Raw genomic sequence first — 17,221 nt, 5'->3', positions numbered from 1 at the left:
GGTTTGTCAATGAGCCGCCTTTACCAAGGCGGCTTTTTTCATATTATCGAAAGCGTTTACAGATCGTCTTCGTCAGGTTCGTCATCCCCATATTCGTCGACGCCAAACGCTTCATCGTAGCCCATATCACCGGCACCTTCCGTATCGTCAAGCTCGTCGGCCATAAACTGCTCAGGGGAGCGCTCGTCTTCTTCCTTGATAGCCTCGAATTTGGCAAGGATATCCCCTTTGGTGCAGTAGCGCCCGTCGCGGTGAGAACAGACGTCCCGGTCACACAGGTCGAACAGCTGAATTTCAGAACAAAGCCTTCGTTGAGATTGTACTTCTTCCATATTTACCCCGTTTTATGCTTTGACCACATACTCCATCGCCCGGTTCACGTCTTCAGAGCAACCTATGTAAATAGGGGCTCGCTGGTCGAGACTTTCCGGCTTGATGTCCAATATGGGTATCTTGCCGTTGGTTGCAGCACCTCCGGCATGTTCGATGAGAAAGGCCATGGGATTGAGTTCGAAAAGGAGACGCAGCTTGCCGTTGGGCGAACCATTCAGCGCCGGGTACATGAAAAGTCCCTTGCCTTTCATCAGGACCTGATTGATGTCCGGTACGAACCCGCCAGAGTAGCGCAACTTGCAGCCTTTGGCCTCCAGATAGCGGATAAATTTCTCGTCCCCATCATTGTACTTGTTGCGCAAACCGCCGGGGGAGTAAATATTACCATCGCGCTGCATGCGGACATTTTCGCGGGTCAGGTTGTACTCCATCAGCTGGTTCATGGTGAATTCGTGGACACCGTCACCCACCGAGTATACCAGCGAGACCCGTGGTCCGTAAAGTATGTACATGGCCGCCACCTGCTTGCGTCCTTCCTGCAGTAGGTTGTCTCCCTTGAAGATGGAGACGATGGTCCCGACGGCCAGGTTGACGTCCACCAGCGAAGAGCCGTCAAGGGGATCGTAGGCGACCGAGTAGAGACCGTCGGAATCGGTGGTCACCTGGTAGATCTCGTCCATCTCCTCGGAAGCGATATTGCAGACCACCCCCGAATGGATGAGCCGTTTCCTCATGATCCTGTCGGACAGCACATCCAGAGCCAGCTGCTCCTCGCCGTAAAGATTCGATGTACCGGCTACGCCCAGGTCGCCGGTGCGGACGGCGTTGATCACGTACTTGCTGGCCTCGGCAATCTCACAGATAAGATGGACAAGCTTGTCGCAAATATTCTGGCTGCGCAGATGACGGCGCAGATCAATCTGGAACTTGGACTTCCCCGGTTCGCTTAACATTATGGTGCCCCCTTTGAACTAAGATTAAATTTTTGTAAGCTTAACTGAAACCGCAGCGCAAATCAAGCGCAAATGGCCGGTAAGATCTCCTGCCTTCAGCCCTTTCCCATCATCATTTCCATCAATCTATATCCCTCGCTGACAATCAGCCCCGCGGCGGCAGCGGATTCCTCGTCATAGCCGGCAACGGCATCGTCGGCCTTTTCCTCACCACCGTAGAGAATGAAGGGAACAGGGTTCGCGGTATGGGTCATCAGGCCGACCGGGGTGGGATGGTCGGGGGCGCAAAGAATGCGGTAGTCGCCGAACCGGCGTATGCCCTCCATGACCGTCCCGACCACCAGTGCATCGAACTGCTCGATGGCCTTGATCTTGTCCTGCAAGCTGCCCGAATGGGATGCCTCATCGGGCGCCTCCACGTGCAGGTAGACATAGTCGTGATTCTGCAGCGCCTGAAGGGCCGCATCAGCCTTGCCCTTGTAATTGGTGTCGATATATCCCGTCGCTCCCGGTACGTTGATGATGTCCAGGCCAGCATAGACCCCGATTCCCTTGATCAAGTCCACTGCCGAGATGACGGCGCCGCTGAGACCGAACTTGTCGGCAAAGGTGGACATTCTCGGTGATTTACCGTGCCCCCAGAGCCAGATGGAGTTGGCCGGAGTCTCCCCTTTTTCCGCCCGCCGCTTATACTGGGGATGATTGAAGAAAAGCAGCTGGGAAGAGTTCATCAGGTTGATGAGCTCCTCGGCCCCGTCCCCTTGGGGCAGGAACTGGAGAATTTCCTTTCCGGTGATGTCGTGGGGAGGCGTGGCGCGGAGTTTGTCCTTTCCGTTGCGCCAGACCATGAGATGGCGATAGCCGACCCCGGGATAGAATTGGAACTCCTCGTTGCCCAGGTGCTCTTGCAGTGCCTCGGCCAGTTCTCGACCATCCTCGGTAGAGATGTGTCCCGCAGAATAATCGTTCATGTACAGCTTGCCTGCACAGGGTTGCAGATTGACCAGGTTGACCCGGAAGGCCACGTCATCCCGGCCAAGTTCAACACCCATGCTCGCCGCCTCCAGGGGAGACCTGCCGGTATAGCAACTGGCGGGGTCATAGCCGAATACGGAAAGATTCGCCACGTCGCTTCCCGGCGGCAGGCCATCGGGGACCGTTCTGGCCAGTCCGAGCCGGCCGCGCTTTGCCATGAAATCCATGTTGGGGGTGCGAGCCGCCTGCAGGGGAGTTTTTCCCCCGAGCTCTCCGATCTTTTCGTCCGACATGCCGTCGCCGAGCAAGACGATGTACTTCATGAAACTTCCTTTCGTGGGTATAGTGACAACTTCAACCTCTTGGATGGAACTCCTGGTGCAGCTGCTTGAGCCGCTCCCTTGTGACGTGTGTATAAATCTGCGTGGAGGACAGGTCCGCATGGCCGAGCATGATCTGGACGCTGCGCAGGTCTGCGCCGTTTTCCAGCAGATGGGTGGCGAACGAGTGGCGCAGGCTGTGGGGCGAAATGGTTTTCCTGATGCCTGCTGCCCCGACTCGCTTCTTGATGATATTCCAGAAGGCCTGGCGTGTCATGCCGTGCCCCAGCCTGCTGAGAAACAGGATGTCGCAGTTGCCTCCTTTGGCGGCTTTCCGCCGGGCTGCCTGCAGGTATTCCATTGTGGCGGCTTGTGCGGATTCTCCCATGGGCACCAGACGCTCCTTTTCCCCCTTGCCCATGGTCAGGAGATAGCCCGCATCAAGGTTGACATCCTTGAGCTTCAGCGCCACAAGTTCGGAAACGCGCAGCCCCGTGGCATAAAGCACTTCGAGCATGGCCAGGTCCCGCTCATCCTTCAAATCCCCGGAGCGGGCCGAATCCAGGAGCTGTTCCACCTCGCGGCCGGACAGCACGTCGGGCAGCCGGTTCAGGCTCCTCGGTGCTTCGATGATAGCGGCAGGATTGTTCGGGCAATGGTTTTCCACCATCAGGAAACGGTGGAACATTTTTATTGCCGAAAGCGCCCTGGCCCGGCTTCTGGGGGAAAGTCCCCGCTCCTTCAAGTGCCCCAGGTGCTCGACCACGTCCGTGGCCGTGATCCGCTCCGGATCGAGGAGCCCCCGACCTGCCAGGAAATTCAGGTAGACGCTCAGGTCCCGACTATAGGCCTCAAGGGTGTTCCTTGTCAAACCCTTCTCCACCAGCAGGTAGTTGAGAAAGAGATCCAGAAATTGGTTCATGCCTCGTCGATACTCTGGAGGAGCCGCCCGCGAATCTCCTCCAACTTACCCTCATCCAGGATCTTCTGACCAAAGATATCTTTCACATAAAAGACGTCGGCAACCTGATCTACCTTGGTGGAAATCTTCGACACGCCGATGTAGAGCCCGAGATCGCTCAGGGTGCTGGTGATCCGGTAAAGGAGCCCAACCTTGTCGTGGGCATAGATATCGATGACCGTGTAGTCGGCGGACACCTCGTTATCGATCTCGACCCTGGTGGGGAATTTCGGCTTTGCCTTCTCCGCAAGGAAAGCGGCCCGGTTCCGTCGCTTCACCAGGGCAGCGATCTTCGTCTTACCTTCGAGAACCTGGCGCATATCATCCTCGACCCGCTTCCAGCGTGCCTCTTCGGTCACCACAAAGCCCTGGGGAGAATTGACCTGCAGTATGTCCAGCACCTTGCCGTTAAGATTGGTCAGTATTTGGGCACCTAATATATTCATGCCGTTTGCCGCCATCACCCCCGTTATCATGGAAAAGAGACCGGGGGTATCTAAGGTGCAGATGGTAAAACTGGAGAAACCCTTGTCAATTTCGTGGGCAACCTTCAGCACCAGCGGTTTATCTTCCAATTGGAGCAGAATGCGCACGTGGTCGGCAATGACCGGCGGCGAGTTGGAAAGGACGTGCCGTGTGGTTAGTGCCTTCAATTCATCCTTGACCACTGCCGCCGGATATTCGTCATCGATGATCTCCAGGACCTGGCGTTTGACCTTTTTCACCCGCTCGCTGCTTGCCTCCAATTCGAAATCGCCCCGCTCAAGAACCTGGAACGCCTTTTCATACAGCTCCTGCAACAGCAACGCCTTCCATTCGGTCCAGACCTCCGGCCCCACTCCCTTTATGTCGGCATAGGTGAGCAGATAGAGCATCTTCAGGTTTTCACTCTTGCCCATCTGACGGGCGAACTGGATGATCATCTTCTCGTCGTGCAGATCGCGTCGCTGGGCGATGTGGGCATAAAGCAGGTGGCTCCTGATGAGGAAATCGAGGCGTTCGCTGTCCTCCTTGCTGAGTCCCATGCGCCGGGCAATGGTCCGGGACAGATCGGCCCCCTTTTCCGCATGGCCTCCCCCTTCACCTTTGCCGATATCGTGAAGCAGCACCGCCAGAAGAAGCAACTCCCGCTTGTCCACCTCGCAGGCAAGCTGCGTCAGAAGCGGCAGATCCTCCCGATGCACCCCTTTCCACAGCTTGACGATCTCTTCAACACAGAACAACGAATGGATATCCACCGTATAGATATGGTAGATGTCATGCTGCACCTTGCAGTAGATCCTCTCGAATTCCGGCAGAAAGACATTAAGAAATTCCAGGTGGTGCATGAGCTTGAGGGTCTCGGCAACCCCTTTTTCCGAGCGCAGAATGGCGAAGAAGGAATTATTGACCTCTTTCGAACGGCGGAATTTGTCGTTGACCAGGTGCAGGCTTCGCCGCACCAGTGACTTCACCTTGATGTTCAGGGATACGCTGTGCTTCTGGGCATACTCGAATAGCTTCATCAAACGGGCCGGGTCCTTCTGGATGATTGACTCGTCCGGAATCACCAACTCCCCTTTCAGCACATAAAAGCCTTCTCCCACTGGGCGGCGGGTGAAGTAGCCGAGAATCTTCAAAGGTCCCTCTTCGCGCAGCGCACACTTGGTCATGACCAGGGATGAAAAATGCTCTACCCTCGTGGCGTGGAGATAGAAATCGCGCATGAAATCTTCCACCGCCAGCACCTTGCCCCGGTCCCTGTAGCCGAAGAATCGGGCGAGGCTTGTTTGGATGTCGAAGGTCAGCTGGTCGTTCTTGCGCCCGGCCAGGTAGTGCATTTCATTCCGGATGCGCCACAGGTAAGAGAGCGAGGCGTTGTACACGGCGAGTTCGTCCTCGGAAAGCACCCCCTTGACGATCAGCTCGCGGGGATCGGTGATCTTGTATTTGATCTTGGCGACCCAGATTGCAGTGTGCAGGTCCCGCAGGCACCCCTCCCCTTCCTTGATGTTCGGTTCGAGGATGTAGATGCTGGACCCGTATTTATCCCGCCGCTTCTTCAACTCGTCCAGTTTCTCGCGGATAAAGGCATCGCTTCTCTTGGCCAGGATCTGGGTCAGCATGGTCTTCTGAAAGTTCTGAAACAGCAATCGACTGCCGACGATGAACCGGGCGTCGAGCATGGCCGTTTTCACGGTGGTATCAGCGCCGGACATCTCGATGCAATCGTTGAGGGTGCGCACCGAATACCCCACGTCCAGCCGCATGTCCCAGAGGAAATAGAGAAGCTTCTGGGCGATTTCCTCGATCCGTTGAGGCTCTTTCCCACCATGGAGGAACATCAGGTCGATATCGGAATAAGGATTGAGCTCGCCGCGGCCGTATCCACCGACAGCAATCAGGGTAAGCTGTTCCCTGGCCTGCTTGTAATTATCAAGCCACTTGGTGATGCTGAGAAACAGCTTGTGGATCAGGGTATCGGTCATGGCGGTGATTGCCTTCACCACCCACTCCCCCGATTCCCCGGCGCGGTGCCGTTCCTTTATCTGCTCCCGATAGTACCCCAGATATTCCTTGCTGGCGGCCAGCAGGACCGGGCGCACCTCCTCAAAGGAGGCGTAGCCCTTCTTGTACGTTTCCGGAAAGTAATGATCGATGTGGTATTCCATAGTGCTCCGCTGCAGTGAAACTGCCGATCGTGACCTGCTATTTCAGGGTCGAAATATATCCCTTGATCCCTGCCGTTATCCCTTCGGCCACCGCCTCCTGATAGCGCGGATCCTTAAGGCGCTCCTCCTCACGCTCATTGCTGAGGAAAGCGGTCTCCACCAGGATGCTCGGCATGGTCGCTCCCACAAGCACATAGAACGGGCCCTGTTTCACCCCGAGGTTCTTCAGGGGGAATTGGGCGTTGGCTTTTCCGTAGGCAGCCTTTTGCACTTCGTCGGCAAGATGCGCCGAATCATTCAGCTTGTAGTTGGCCATGAGATCGAAGAGCACCGCCTGGAGCAGGCTGACCTTTTCCAGAGAGGTGCCGTTTTCCTTGGCAGCCAGTTGGGCGGCCTTTTCCGTCTTGGCCAGGTTGAGATAATAGGTTTCCATGCCGCTGGCATTACGATTGAGGGAAGCATTGGCATGGACTGAAACGAAAAGGTCGGCTCCCACCTTGTTGGCAATGGCGGTACGCTCCTGCAGCTCGATAAAGACATCGGTGGAACGTGTCATGACAACATCCAGTCCCAGTTCCTCCTTCAACTTGCGGGCAAGCTTCAGGCCGATCTGCAGCACCACGTCCTTTTCCCGGGTTCCGCCAGCCCCGACGGCACCCGGGTCATGGCCGCCGTGTCCGGGGTCGACTACGATCCTGCGGATCTTGGCCGGTTTTCCCTTCTTTGCCGGTTGGACCTTTTCTTCAACGGCAGCAATCTTCGCCACCTCGGCAAGGGGAGGCGCCTCCTTGATGCTCTCCTTTGTGGCGGATATTTCTGGCTGGCGGTCCCCCTTGACATCGATGATGATGCGGAATGGACTGGAAAAAGTAAATATCTTGTAATCCTTGATGCTGTCCAGATCCAGCACGACCCGGACCACGTCGGCCCGATACTGGGCAACACGGGCTGTTTTCAGCAGTCCGTCGCCGATGGGGTGGTCTTTGACCCCCGGATCAAGGCGAGCACCTTCGATATCGATATAGACCCGTGATGCACCTGCATCTCCGGCAGCCAGTATCCGGTGATATTCAAATCTGGCCTCGCGGTCGAGGGTGACGGCAATACGGGTATAGTCGGGGTTGGACCAGTGGCGGATCTCTTTTACCAGTGCGGCGGGTTCCGGCTCTTCACTCTTGATGGCCGCGGCCTTGGGCAGAGCGGCTCCCTTCTTCTCCTGCTTTCTGGCTTCCTTCTTGCCTGCCTTTTTCTTGCCCTCTTTTCTGGCGTTTTTACTCTTGCCGTCCTCTTTTTCTTTCGCTTTTTTACCGACCTTTTTCACATGTTTGGCCGTCTTGCCGGTGGCGCCCTCTTCAGCCCATGACGGCAGTGCGGAAAAGAAAAATACCGCGACTATGGTTATCCAGGAAAAAATCAGCATCCTTCGCATTATTTCATGCCATCCTTTTCAGTTCGTCCAGCAGGTTAAGCGCCTCAAGGGGAGTCAGCGTAGTCACATCGACGGCCATAAGCCTTTTGCGCAGTTGATCTTCGGTGTCGTGAAACAGTGAAAGCTGGGAAACGGGAGCAGTGTAGCCCCCTTTTTTCCCACGGGCAATGCGGGGTATTCCTTCTTCGGCGAATTCCCCCTTTTCCAGGTTGACGAGGATTTCCTTGGCCCGTTCGATCACCTCCAGGGGAAGCCCCGCCAGCCTCGCCACCTGGATGCCATAAGAGTGAGAGGCTCCGCCGGGAACGATCTTGCGCAAAAAGATGATCTGCTCGTTCCATTCCCTGACGGCGATGTTGAAGTTCTTGATACGCTTACGCGTAGCGGACAGTTCGGTCAATTCGTGGTAATGGGTAGCAAACAGGGTTTTTGCCGCATGTGCTCCGTTATCGTGGAGGAACTCGGCCACGGCCCAGGCTATGGACACCCCATCGAAGGTGGAGGTGCCGCGCCCTATTTCGTCCAGTATTACCAGGCTCTTCGGTGTGGCGTTGCGGAGAATGTTTGCCGCCTCCATCATCTCCACCATGAAGGTGGACTGGCCGCGAGCCAGATTGTCGGAAGCCCCGACCCTGGTGAAAATGCGGTCCACAAGGCCGATACGCGCTTCTGTAGCCGGAACGAAGCTTCCCATATGGGCCATGAGGACGATCAGCGCCACCTGGCGCATGAAGGTGGATTTACCGGCCATGTTGGGTCCGGTGATGACGATGATCTGGTTTTCGTCGTTGTCCAGCAAGGTATCGTTGGGGACAAACCGCTCCCCCTGGTTGAGCGCCTCGATGACCGGGTGCCGTCCCTCGATGATGGTCAGTTCGGCACTTTCCTCGACCTTAGGGCGGCAGTAACTGTTTTCATGGGCCAGTTCCGCCAGGGAAACCAGCACATCCACCGTAGCCAGGCAGTCGGCGGTACGGGCAATGAGCCTGCCGTTGCCGGCCGCAATCTCCCTGACTTCCTGAAAGAGGGAAAATTCAAGGTCCCGGATGCGGTCTTCCGCCCCCAGAACCTTGTCCTCGTACTCTTTCAGTTCGGGGGTTATGTACCGTTCGGCATTGGCCAGGGTTTGCTTGCGGATGTAATCGGCGGGAATGGCATCCAGATTGGTACGGGTGACTTCTATGTAGTAACCGAAAACCTTGTTGTAGCGTATCTTCAGTGAGCCGATACCGGTCCGGCTCTTCTCCTGGGCTTCAAGGCGGGCGATAAAACCCTTTCCTTCCCGGCTGATGGCCCGCAGCTCATCCAGTTCTGCATTGTAGCCATCGGCTATGATCCCCCCCTCCCGCAAGACGAAGGGTGGGTTTTCCACGATGCCGCGCTGAATCAGCTCCACCAGCTCAGGCAAAGGGTTGAGACTTTCGTTGAGACTGTCCAGGAGAGTGCAGGAGAATCGCGCCAGGACATCCTTGATCGCCGGGATCCGCGCCAGGGATTCCTTCATGGCCACCAGGTCCTTGGCTCCGGCACTGGCCAGGCTGATCCTGCCGTTCAACCGCTCCAGATCGTAGACCCCGTTCAAGAGCTCAACAATCTCGGCACGAGCACCAGCATCCTGCAGCAGCGCCTCCACCGCATCCTGACGATCGACGATATCCCTGATACTTATTAGTGGATAATTGATCCACTGCTTGACCTTTCTCCCCCCCATGGCCGTTGTGGTTCTGTCCATGAGCCCAAGCAGGGAGCCCTTACGCTTCCCCTCGGCAAGGGTTGCCGTCAGCTCCAGATTCTTCCGGGTCGACTCGTCCAAAAGAAGATGTTCGGCATTGGTGTAGGCCTTGATGGAAGTGACATGGGCAGCCTTTCCCTTCTGGGTTTCCTGCAAGTAGTGGAGCACCGCACCTACCGCATGGAGGCCGCTGGGCATCTGATCACATCCCAGGGACGACGGGGTCGCTCCGGCAAAATGGCCCGCCAACAGGCGACGGCAGTAGTCCCCGTCATAAACCCAGTCTTCCACGTAGGTCACAACCAGACCTGCCGTGGCACGGGCCAGATCCTTCATCCTGCCGTTGTCACGAAATGAGCCGGGCAGCAGTATCTCCCGGGGAGCAACGCAGGCCATTTCGGCAATGGTCGCATCAAGATCGTCAAGTTCCGTAAGGCGGAATTCTCCGGTGGAAAGGTCAAGGTACGAAAGCCCCCAGCGGTTGCCGTCATCGTTGTAAAGGGAAAGGAGATAGTTGTTGTCCTTGGGGGAGAGGCTGGAACCATCCACCACCAAGCCGGGCGTTATCACCTTGACCACTTCGCGGCGGACGATTCCCTTGACGCTCTTCGGGTCCTCCACCTGCTCGCAAATGGCGACTTTTTCCCCGGCTTCGATAAGTTTGGTTATGTAGGGACCGGCCGAATGATAGGGAATGCCGCAGAGGGGGACGTCATCCCCTTCGGCGTTCTTGTTGCGGGAAGTCAGGGTAATATCCAAGATGCGCGAGGCCTTGACGGCATCGTCAAGGAACATCTCATAGAAATCGCCGAGGCGGAAAAAAAGGACTGCGTCGGGGTGGTCAGCCTTTATTTCCAGGTACTGCCGCATCATTGGGGTGACTTGAGACATGGAAACCTTTTCTGCCTTTTCTGCAGCTGGAATGCGGCCCACATCCTAGCAAAATCGGCTAAGGTTGTAAAATGAAAACCAAGGCATGCCCATGGGCATTCACCGCTATCGCGAGAAGCACCAAAAGCGGAAAGACAGGCACGTATCGCCTTACAAGCGCAGATACTTACCCATACACCAGTCATACCCGTATGCCCGCCTGCACTGACTTCGGCCATATGGTCAGACATGGTACGCGAGAAAAAATTCGTTGCCAAATTTTCTAATGAGGAATACAGTTTCGGCAGTACCGATGTCTCCGTCACTACTTGAGGCCACCATGATATATCTGCGGCAAATTATCAGTCTCTGCTTGCTTGTCCTTTGCACTGCTCCTCCTGCCACGGCAGAATCCGTATTGGAGGGTATGGTGTCCGAAGTCCACAGCGGCGACACCTTTTCCCTTACCCTTCCCTCCGGTGAAACTCTTAAAATCCACCTCTACGGCACAGATGCGCCGAAACGGGAAAAGCGGGATCCGAAAACGGGCAAGGTGAAACGACCGGGGCAACCATTCGGAGAAGAAGCATTTCAGGTGCTGAAGAGCAAACTGGAAAGGCGCAAGGTCTCGGTGAACATGATGGGGAAGGAGAAGCATTCGGGCACAATCGTCATCGACAAACAAGACATCGGCCTGGAAATGGTGAGAGCAGGTTTCGCCTGGGCACATCAATGCAATCCTGCGGGGAGGGTGGCCGCAGAGTACGCAAAAGCCGAAGAGCAAGCCAGGAAAGAGCGCCGCGGACTATGGAAACAGGATCATCCCCAGCCTCCTTGGGAGTTCTTGAAATTGTGGCAAATGAAAGAAGCCCTGCTTGTGGGTTAGCTCTAACCCGATTCACACAGATAAGGAATCTGCCGGCTTTCCGCTCAGAACCTCAATACGATTGTCGGTGCTCCATGAGTATAAAATTCCTCGCTGTTGACGAGGATTTTTTTTGTGGTTTATTTTGTATTAGCGTTAGTTAATAACTTTTGAAGGAGTCAACAATGACACAGAAGATGATGGGAACGGCCCTCCTGGTGCTTACGTGCCTCTGGGCTCTGGCCGGATGTCACACCGTCAAGGGTGTCGGCGAGGATGTCCAGAGCGGTGGACGGGTCATCGAGCGGTCTACCGGAGAATAGCGCCACCAGCACAAGTCACTCATCCTACCGGGTTTCCAGGTCTGCCCTGTATCGGGGCAGGCTCTCCGGGTGGGACCTCACCATAAAGTCCACCAGTTTCTCACGCACATGGCAGCGCAACTCCCACAGATTACCGGCATTGTCGGCGCCGACCAAGCCCTCAGCTCAAGGGATCGCGCCTTGGCACCGGTCAGATGCAGCGCCCACGCTTCCCTGTTCCTTTCCCTTGGTTATCAGGACAATTGATGGTATGGTGACACCATCCTGACCACCAGATGTCGAAGGAACATCCATGCCTGCCAATGCGCATCCCTTTCATACCCTCACCCCGAGCTTTATCATGGAAGCCGTGGAAAGCCGTGGTTTTCATTGCGACTGCCGCACCCTGGCTCTGAACAGCTACGAAAACCGCGTCTACCAAGTGGGTATCGAGGATGGTGCACCTCTCATCGCCAAATTTTACCGCCCCGGACGCTGGAACGACAGCCAGATCAGGGAAGAGCATGCATTTTGCCTTGAGCTGGCGGAACATGAACTGCCGGTGGTGCCTCCTCTCACTGACGCCTGCGGCGAGAGCCTCTTTCACCATGGCGGCTTCCGTTTCGCCCTCTATCCGCGCCAGGGGGGACACGCCCCGGAGTTCGACAACCTGGACAACCTGCCGATCCTCGGCCGACTGCTGGGCAGGATCCATCGCATAGGCAGCACGAGGCCGTTCCTGAACCGCCCTCCCCTCGATAGCCAGAGCTTTGGTCATGCCAGCGCCGCCTTTCTTCTCGATCGCTTCATTCCAGACGAATACCGTGAAAGCTACCGGGCGCTCACCTCTCAGTTGCTGGCGGCAATCGACGGCATAGTGGCGCAGGTGCCGTTCCGGGCCATCCGCGTCCACGGCGACTGCCACAGCGGCAATATCCTCTGGCGAGACAGCGCTCCCCATTTTGTCGATTTCGACGACAGCCGGATGGCGCCGGCGGTGCAGGATCTGTGGATGATGCTTTCCGGTGAACGGCCGCGCCAAACGGCACAGCTTGCCGCACTGATCGAAGGCTACAGCGAGTTCTGCGATTTCAATCGGGCGGAACTGCGGCTGATCGGCGCCTTGCGTGCCTTGCGCATGCTCCATTACAGCGCCTGGCTTGCGCGCCGCTGGCAAGACCCCATCTTTCCCCAGACCTTTCCCTGGTTCAACACCATCCGCTACTGGGGCGAGCACATTCTGGAGCTACGCGAGCAGCTTGCGGCCCTGGACGAACCACCCCTGGAGTTGCCGTAAAATGCTTTGAACTGAAAATGAAAAGCCCACCATGTCGTACGGTGGGCTTCTTCTTTTATCAATCTTCAATACCTTTTCAAGGTCTGTTCCGGCTCAGGATACCTCCGGATCTGATGGAAAACTATGTATGCAACCTGCCTGGTGGAGTATTGTCTATAACTTTGTCCTCCTTTGTGCAGTTTCTGCTTCCTTCCAGCTGGTTTTACTGTAACATCGGAAAGTTTAAAAAACAGCCTGTTTAAAATATTTTTTCCAGTGTATAGTTATTTGGTTACAGGCCACTGCACCAGCAAGCCCAAATTTCATGCCGAATCCCTGCTCTCCAGCCTTACGTACCCCCAAACCAAAGCACCACATTCCCCAAACTCGAAATATCATTCATCAGGTTGTCATGGGGGCATGACAATTTTTGTCAGAAAATGAGACTCTTTCTGTTCCCCCTCATGTTTCCAATATACCGCTTTGCCACCGCTGCCACCCGGAAAATCATGTAATTCCGATCAATTACCACCGTCAAACACAAAAAGGAATCCATCTTGCACAGCATGAGAAAAATTTTTAATGGTAGACGACAATACTAAACCATCCGCGAGGGTGGGGCGGAAAACCCATGGGTCTCCAGCAGACAGCCGGGCTGCCGAAATATCACATTTACGGCACCCGGCTTTCTTTTTATCAGCGGAGGGAAAAGCGGGGCAAGGAGGTGATTGGAAAGTTAGGACCGCTGGACAAAAAATGGAGGTATTGTCATGTCTGTCCTTCGTCGTTTGCTCCTGCTCTTCTCCCTGTTTCTGTTCTTTTCCTTCCTGATTGTAGTCTCAAACAGTGAAGCTGCCCGTATAAAGGCGAAAAAAGTAGAAACGCTAAACAAGAGCACGGCCGGTGCAGTTGCCAAGAAACAGCCGTCCATTGGCGTTTCACGCCGCGATACCCGTAACCGCGCCCTGCCGTTGGCAGAAGAATATCTGGAGTCGGAACTGGAGCCTTCTGAAAATGCGGTGCTGCAGAAGGCTTTCGGCCTGCTGGGGATCAAGTACCGTTTCGGCGGCAGCAGCTATGCCGGCATCGATTGTTCAGCTTTCGTCAAGAAAGTTTTTGCATCCCTCAGCCTGCCGCTCCCCCGTACGGCCCGGGAACAGTACGCCATTGGCAGGGATGTGCCCCCCGGAGACCTGCAGAAGGGGGACCTTCTCTTTTATCGTACCTACGCCGGTTTTCCCTCCCATGTAGGGATATACATCGGCAACGACCTCATGATTCACGCATCCTCTGAAGGGGGAAGAGTGACGATTTCCAGAATAGACACCCCTTATTTTCTTTCCCGGTTTCTGGGCGCGCGCCGCATCCCGTCAGACGGAAGAGAAAATCTCTGGGAGCTTGCCGATGTGGAAACGTTGATAAAGGAACTGGTAAACGTCTGATGGCGAGTATCGGATAAGGTGAATCGCAGGGTGAAAAGGCAGGCTGTATTTTTTTTGAAAAACAGCCTGTTTTTTTTCGTCTAAGCGATTTTGAAGACAATCATGGTGACGTCGTCGGTACGCCTGAACAGCTTCAATTCTTGCAGCAAGGCCCCCATAATCTCTTTTGGATGCAGGTCGCAATGGGTTTCGATAACGCGACGAAGCCGGTCTGTGCCGAATGGATCACCTTGAGCATTCTCCGCCTCGATGATGCCGTCGGTATAGAGGGCCAGAATATCCCCCGGCTCCAGTACCGTTTCCTTTTCATCAAAGATCACCGTCTTTCTTACCCCCATGACCAGACCATCGGCATCCAGTTCGAGAAACTCGCGCTGTCTGTGGCGATAGAGAAAAGGATGGTTGTGCCCTGCATTGGCATAGGCCAGGGTGGATCTCTGGTTGTCGATCCGCACGTAGAACATGCTGATAAGCAGCTCTGTCCGTGAAAGGTCGTCGTAGAGCAACTCATTTACCGCCGCAAGAAGGTCCCGTGGGGAACGGCTGAGATTCACCTTGGCATGAAGCACACTGCGCGTGACGCTCATCAACAGCGAAGATCCTACACTGTGCCCTGTGACATCGGCGATGACGGCATCGACAATGCTGTCATCAAGCACAAAAAAATCATAGTAATCGCCCCCAACCTGCGCTGCAGGAATACAGCAGCAGGTCATGAGCATGCCTGGAAGTGATGACGGGCACGCAGGGAGGAAGGATTGCTGGATCTGCTTTGCTATATCCAGCTCCCTGTTTATCATGGCGTTTTCCACCATGGCGGCCGCTGACTTCTTCTGATCGGTGATGTCCCGGGCGATGGTCGATACGGCAATCACCTTTCCCAGTGAATCCCTGACAGGCGAATAGGTAACGGACATGTTGATAAGGGTCCCATCTTTCCTTCTACTGACGATCTCGAAATGTTCGATATGCTCCCCCTGTCTGACCCGGTCATGGACACGGAGAAGCTGGGCTGCATTCTCGGGAGGGACAAGCATGGTAACCGGTTGGCCGCGAACTTCGCTCTCAGCATAACCGAAAATCTTTGCAGCACCCTTGTTCCAACTGGTGATGATGCCATCCACCGTTTTACCGATCACGGCGTCGTCGGAAGCTTCGACGATGCCTGCCAACCGCTCGTTCTTTTCCTCCGCAAGCCTGCGGTTCGTTATGTCGGAAAAGCTGCCGCGCACCCCCAGGTATTCCTCATTGTCGGCGTAAACCGGGAGACAGATATGGTGGACCCAGCGGGTATCGCCGTCCGGACGGACCATGCGTAGCTCTACATCGCTCAAGGCCTTGATTTTTGTAACATCGTGACGGTGATCGAGCCAGATTTGCCGGTCATCCGGATGGATAATCCGGATCAACAAGCCTGCATCGGCGATGAATTCCTCAGCACGATGACCGCTGATGCGAAAACAGGACGGAGATGTGTAGAGAAACCGACCGTCGGGAGCAAGCCAGAACTCCCAGTTGTAGGTATTGTCGGCAACGATCCGGTACTTGACTGCAGACTCCCGCAGGGCCTGCTCCGCCCGCCTCCGTTCCGAGATATCCCGCCCCTCGGGAACGAGCAGCACCACGTTCCCCTTGTGGTCCTTGACTGGTTTCAGGGAAAAATCCACGTAAATCATTTGGCCATCACTGGTCATGTGGGTCGTTTCGAAGCGGACGAACTCACCGCGAGCAGCATCCCCGACGGCCTTACGCAGGCGTTCCTGCTCAATGGAAGAATGGGCCCACCAAGGAGTTTCCCAGAAGGGCTTGCCGATCACCTCAGATTCATGACCACTGATGGAACGGTGCGCAGTTTTGTTGATCTTGATCAACGTTCCATCCGGCTTCAGAAGCCCCATCAGCTGGAAAGCCTCGTCAAAAACGACCTGCAACAAGGCAAAACTCTGCTGCGATGCCTCATCTTTATGGCGGTATTTGCTCCCGATCCTTTTCAGAAAATCGTCAAGAATTTTCCTTCCCATTGTCCGGCATCCTTATTTCAACTGATGGGGTCAAGTCTTGAAATATCACTTTTCCCGGTTTATCACCTTGCTGATCGTCGTATAGTGAAGGCCCAGCTCCTCGGCTATTTCTTTGAGGGTGTAGCCATGGGTGCCATGGGCCAGAGCAATTGCCACGTTCCTTTCTCCCTTGTTCGTCCGCATGTGGTCATTGAAAAGTTCAACGAGTGCAGGACGCCCTACATTCCGTTGTACCCGGGGGATTTCCGGAAGCGTCTCTTGATTGTCGAATCTCCCCCTGATCCGTTCGATGAACTGCTCAGTGCCGAGTACTATCTGCCCGGCAAGTCGCTCCCAAGGCGATTCATCCAAACCGATGCCGTCATGGACAAAGGATTTGTATAACCGCATTGCACTGGATGCAGTGCCGGAGAAGTTACTCAAAACCCATGCGGTGGTAAGACATGGCTCTTTTGGCACTTTGCCGATTGTGGCAAGGTAACTGCTCCATCTGTATTTTTCCGGCGCATCGACCATGTGTGCCCGGATCGGGTTCAAAACAACATAGCGGCAAAGCTCCAACAGATGACTCTCTTTTTCCACCAGAATGGCCTTGAACCTGCCTTTGAAAATATGGCCATCTCGGGAGCATTCCCTGTTGAAGGCCTGAGTATACACACCATTCAGCTGCCTCATCCCTGCGGACAGGTTTCCCTCGGGGGTCTCCACCAGTAGATGGTAATGATTATCCATGAGGCAATAGGCGTGGCACACCCAGTTAAAGCGCCTGACAACCTGTCCCAGGATCTTCAGGAACAATCCCCGGTCGGCGTCACCGGTATAAATATCTGCACGGGCATTGCCGCGGGATGTGACGTGGTAGACTGCACCAGGGTATTCTATGCGTAGAGGACGAGCCATAGTTTTTATTTTACCGGTAAAAAGTTATATTTCAAGACCTGACCCCACTGGATTATGTAAAAGCGGTAGATTCTATTCGTAAGTGCACCACGTGATAAAAAAGCAGGACATGATGGTTTTCTGGTAGTGTGTGAAGCGCGACCAACACTCACTCCAGAAAGGAACCCACCATGTCCTACAGCCATTTTACT

14 protein-coding genes and 1 riboswitch are annotated in these 17,221 nt (G+C 55.1%); of the genes, 4 read left to right on the top strand and 10 right to left on the bottom strand.

What is annotated here, in order from left to right:
* Nucleotides 1-56: 56 nt before the first annotated feature.
* From ML541_RS13060 to mutS, 7 genes are all read right to left on the bottom strand, one after another.
* A complete protein-coding gene (locus tag ML541_RS13060) occupies nt 57-332 on the bottom strand; it encodes a hypothetical protein (protein WP_243373498.1) in 276 nt (91 codons plus the stop codon).
* A gap of 12 nt (nt 333-344) precedes the next feature.
* Nucleotides 345-1,289 (bottom strand): class 1 fructose-bisphosphatase, encoded by a 945-nt coding sequence (locus tag ML541_RS13055; protein WP_243373643.1) that lies wholly within the window; start codon nt 1,287-1,289, stop codon nt 345-347.
* Nucleotides 1,290-1,381: 92 nt separating this feature from the next.
* A complete protein-coding gene (locus ML541_RS13050; RefSeq protein WP_243373496.1) occupies nt 1,382-2,584 on the bottom strand; it encodes a cofactor-independent phosphoglycerate mutase in 1,203 nt (400 codons plus the stop codon).
* Nucleotides 2,585-2,615: 31 nt separating this feature from the next.
* A complete protein-coding gene (gene xerD, locus ML541_RS13045; protein WP_243373491.1) occupies nt 2,616-3,503 on the bottom strand; it encodes a site-specific tyrosine recombinase XerD in 888 nt (295 codons plus the stop codon).
* The gene (gene glnD / locus ML541_RS13040; RefSeq protein ID WP_243373488.1) at nt 3,500-6,193 is read right to left on the bottom strand and encodes a [protein-PII] uridylyltransferase; all 2,694 of its coding nucleotides are present in this window, start codon (nt 6,191-6,193) and stop codon (nt 3,500-3,502) included. The genes xerD and glnD overlap by 4 nt, the downstream gene beginning before the upstream one ends.
* A 37-nt stretch (nt 6,194-6,230) precedes the next feature.
* Nucleotides 6,231-7,622 carry an N-acetylmuramoyl-L-alanine amidase gene (locus tag ML541_RS13035; protein ID WP_243373486.1) on the bottom strand — a complete coding sequence of 464 codons (1,392 nt, stop codon included), beginning with the start codon at nt 7,620-7,622 and terminating at the stop codon, nt 6,231-6,233.
* 4 nt (nt 7,623-7,626) lie between these two features.
* Entirely contained in the window at nt 7,627-10,245 is a 2,619-nt protein-coding gene (gene mutS / locus ML541_RS13030; protein WP_243373484.1) for a DNA mismatch repair protein MutS, read from the bottom strand.
* Nucleotides 10,246-10,654: 409 nt separating this feature from the next.
* Here mutS and ML541_RS13025 point away from each other — a divergent pair, with 409 nt between their 5' ends.
* The 4 genes from ML541_RS13025 to ML541_RS13010 all read left to right on the top strand — a co-directional run bounded on the left by ML541_RS13025 (nt 10,655) and on the right by ML541_RS13010 (nt 14,109).
* The gene (locus tag ML541_RS13025; RefSeq protein WP_243373482.1) at nt 10,655-11,110 is read left to right on the top strand and encodes a thermonuclease family protein; all 456 of its coding nucleotides are present in this window, start codon (nt 10,655-10,657) and stop codon (nt 11,108-11,110) included.
* 164 nt (nt 11,111-11,274) lie between these two features.
* On the top strand, nt 11,275-11,412 hold the full coding sequence (locus tag ML541_RS13020; protein WP_243373481.1) for an entericidin A/B family lipoprotein: 138 nt from the start codon (nt 11,275-11,277) through the stop codon (nt 11,410-11,412).
* Nucleotides 11,413-11,704: 292 nt separating this feature from the next.
* Nucleotides 11,705-12,688 carry a serine/threonine protein kinase gene (locus tag ML541_RS13015; RefSeq protein WP_243373477.1) on the top strand — a complete coding sequence of 328 codons (984 nt, stop codon included), beginning with the start codon at nt 11,705-11,707 and terminating at the stop codon, nt 12,686-12,688.
* Between the two features lie 566 nt (nt 12,689-13,254).
* A riboswitch (cyclic di-GMP riboswitch) is annotated at nt 13,255-13,330 on the top strand.
* Nucleotides 13,331-13,437: 107 nt separating this feature from the next.
* Nucleotides 13,438-14,109, top strand: coding sequence for a C40 family peptidase (locus tag ML541_RS13010; protein ID WP_243373476.1), 672 nt, complete (start codon nt 13,438-13,440; stop codon nt 14,107-14,109).
* Between the two features lie 80 nt (nt 14,110-14,189).
* Here ML541_RS13010 and ML541_RS13005 read toward each other — a convergent pair whose 3' ends face one another.
* The 3 genes from ML541_RS13005 to ML541_RS12995 all read right to left on the bottom strand — a co-directional run.
* Entirely contained in the window at nt 14,190-16,130 is a 1,941-nt protein-coding gene (locus ML541_RS13005) for a PAS domain S-box protein (protein ID WP_243373475.1), read from the bottom strand.
* A gap of 45 nt (nt 16,131-16,175) precedes the next feature.
* A complete protein-coding gene (locus tag ML541_RS13000) occupies nt 16,176-17,030 on the bottom strand; it encodes a transposase (protein ID WP_243373474.1) in 855 nt (284 codons plus the stop codon).
* Nucleotides 17,031-17,035: 5 nt separating this feature from the next.
* A partial coding sequence (locus ML541_RS12995; protein ID WP_243373473.1) for a hypothetical protein occupies nt 17,036-17,221 on the bottom strand: 186 nt, incomplete at its 5' end.

This window comes from Geotalea sp. SG265, from assembly GCF_022808985.1.
Classification (GTDB): Bacteria; Desulfobacterota; Desulfuromonadia; order Geobacterales; family Geobacteraceae; genus Geotalea.
This window is presented reverse-complemented; position numbering and strand designations above follow the sequence as displayed.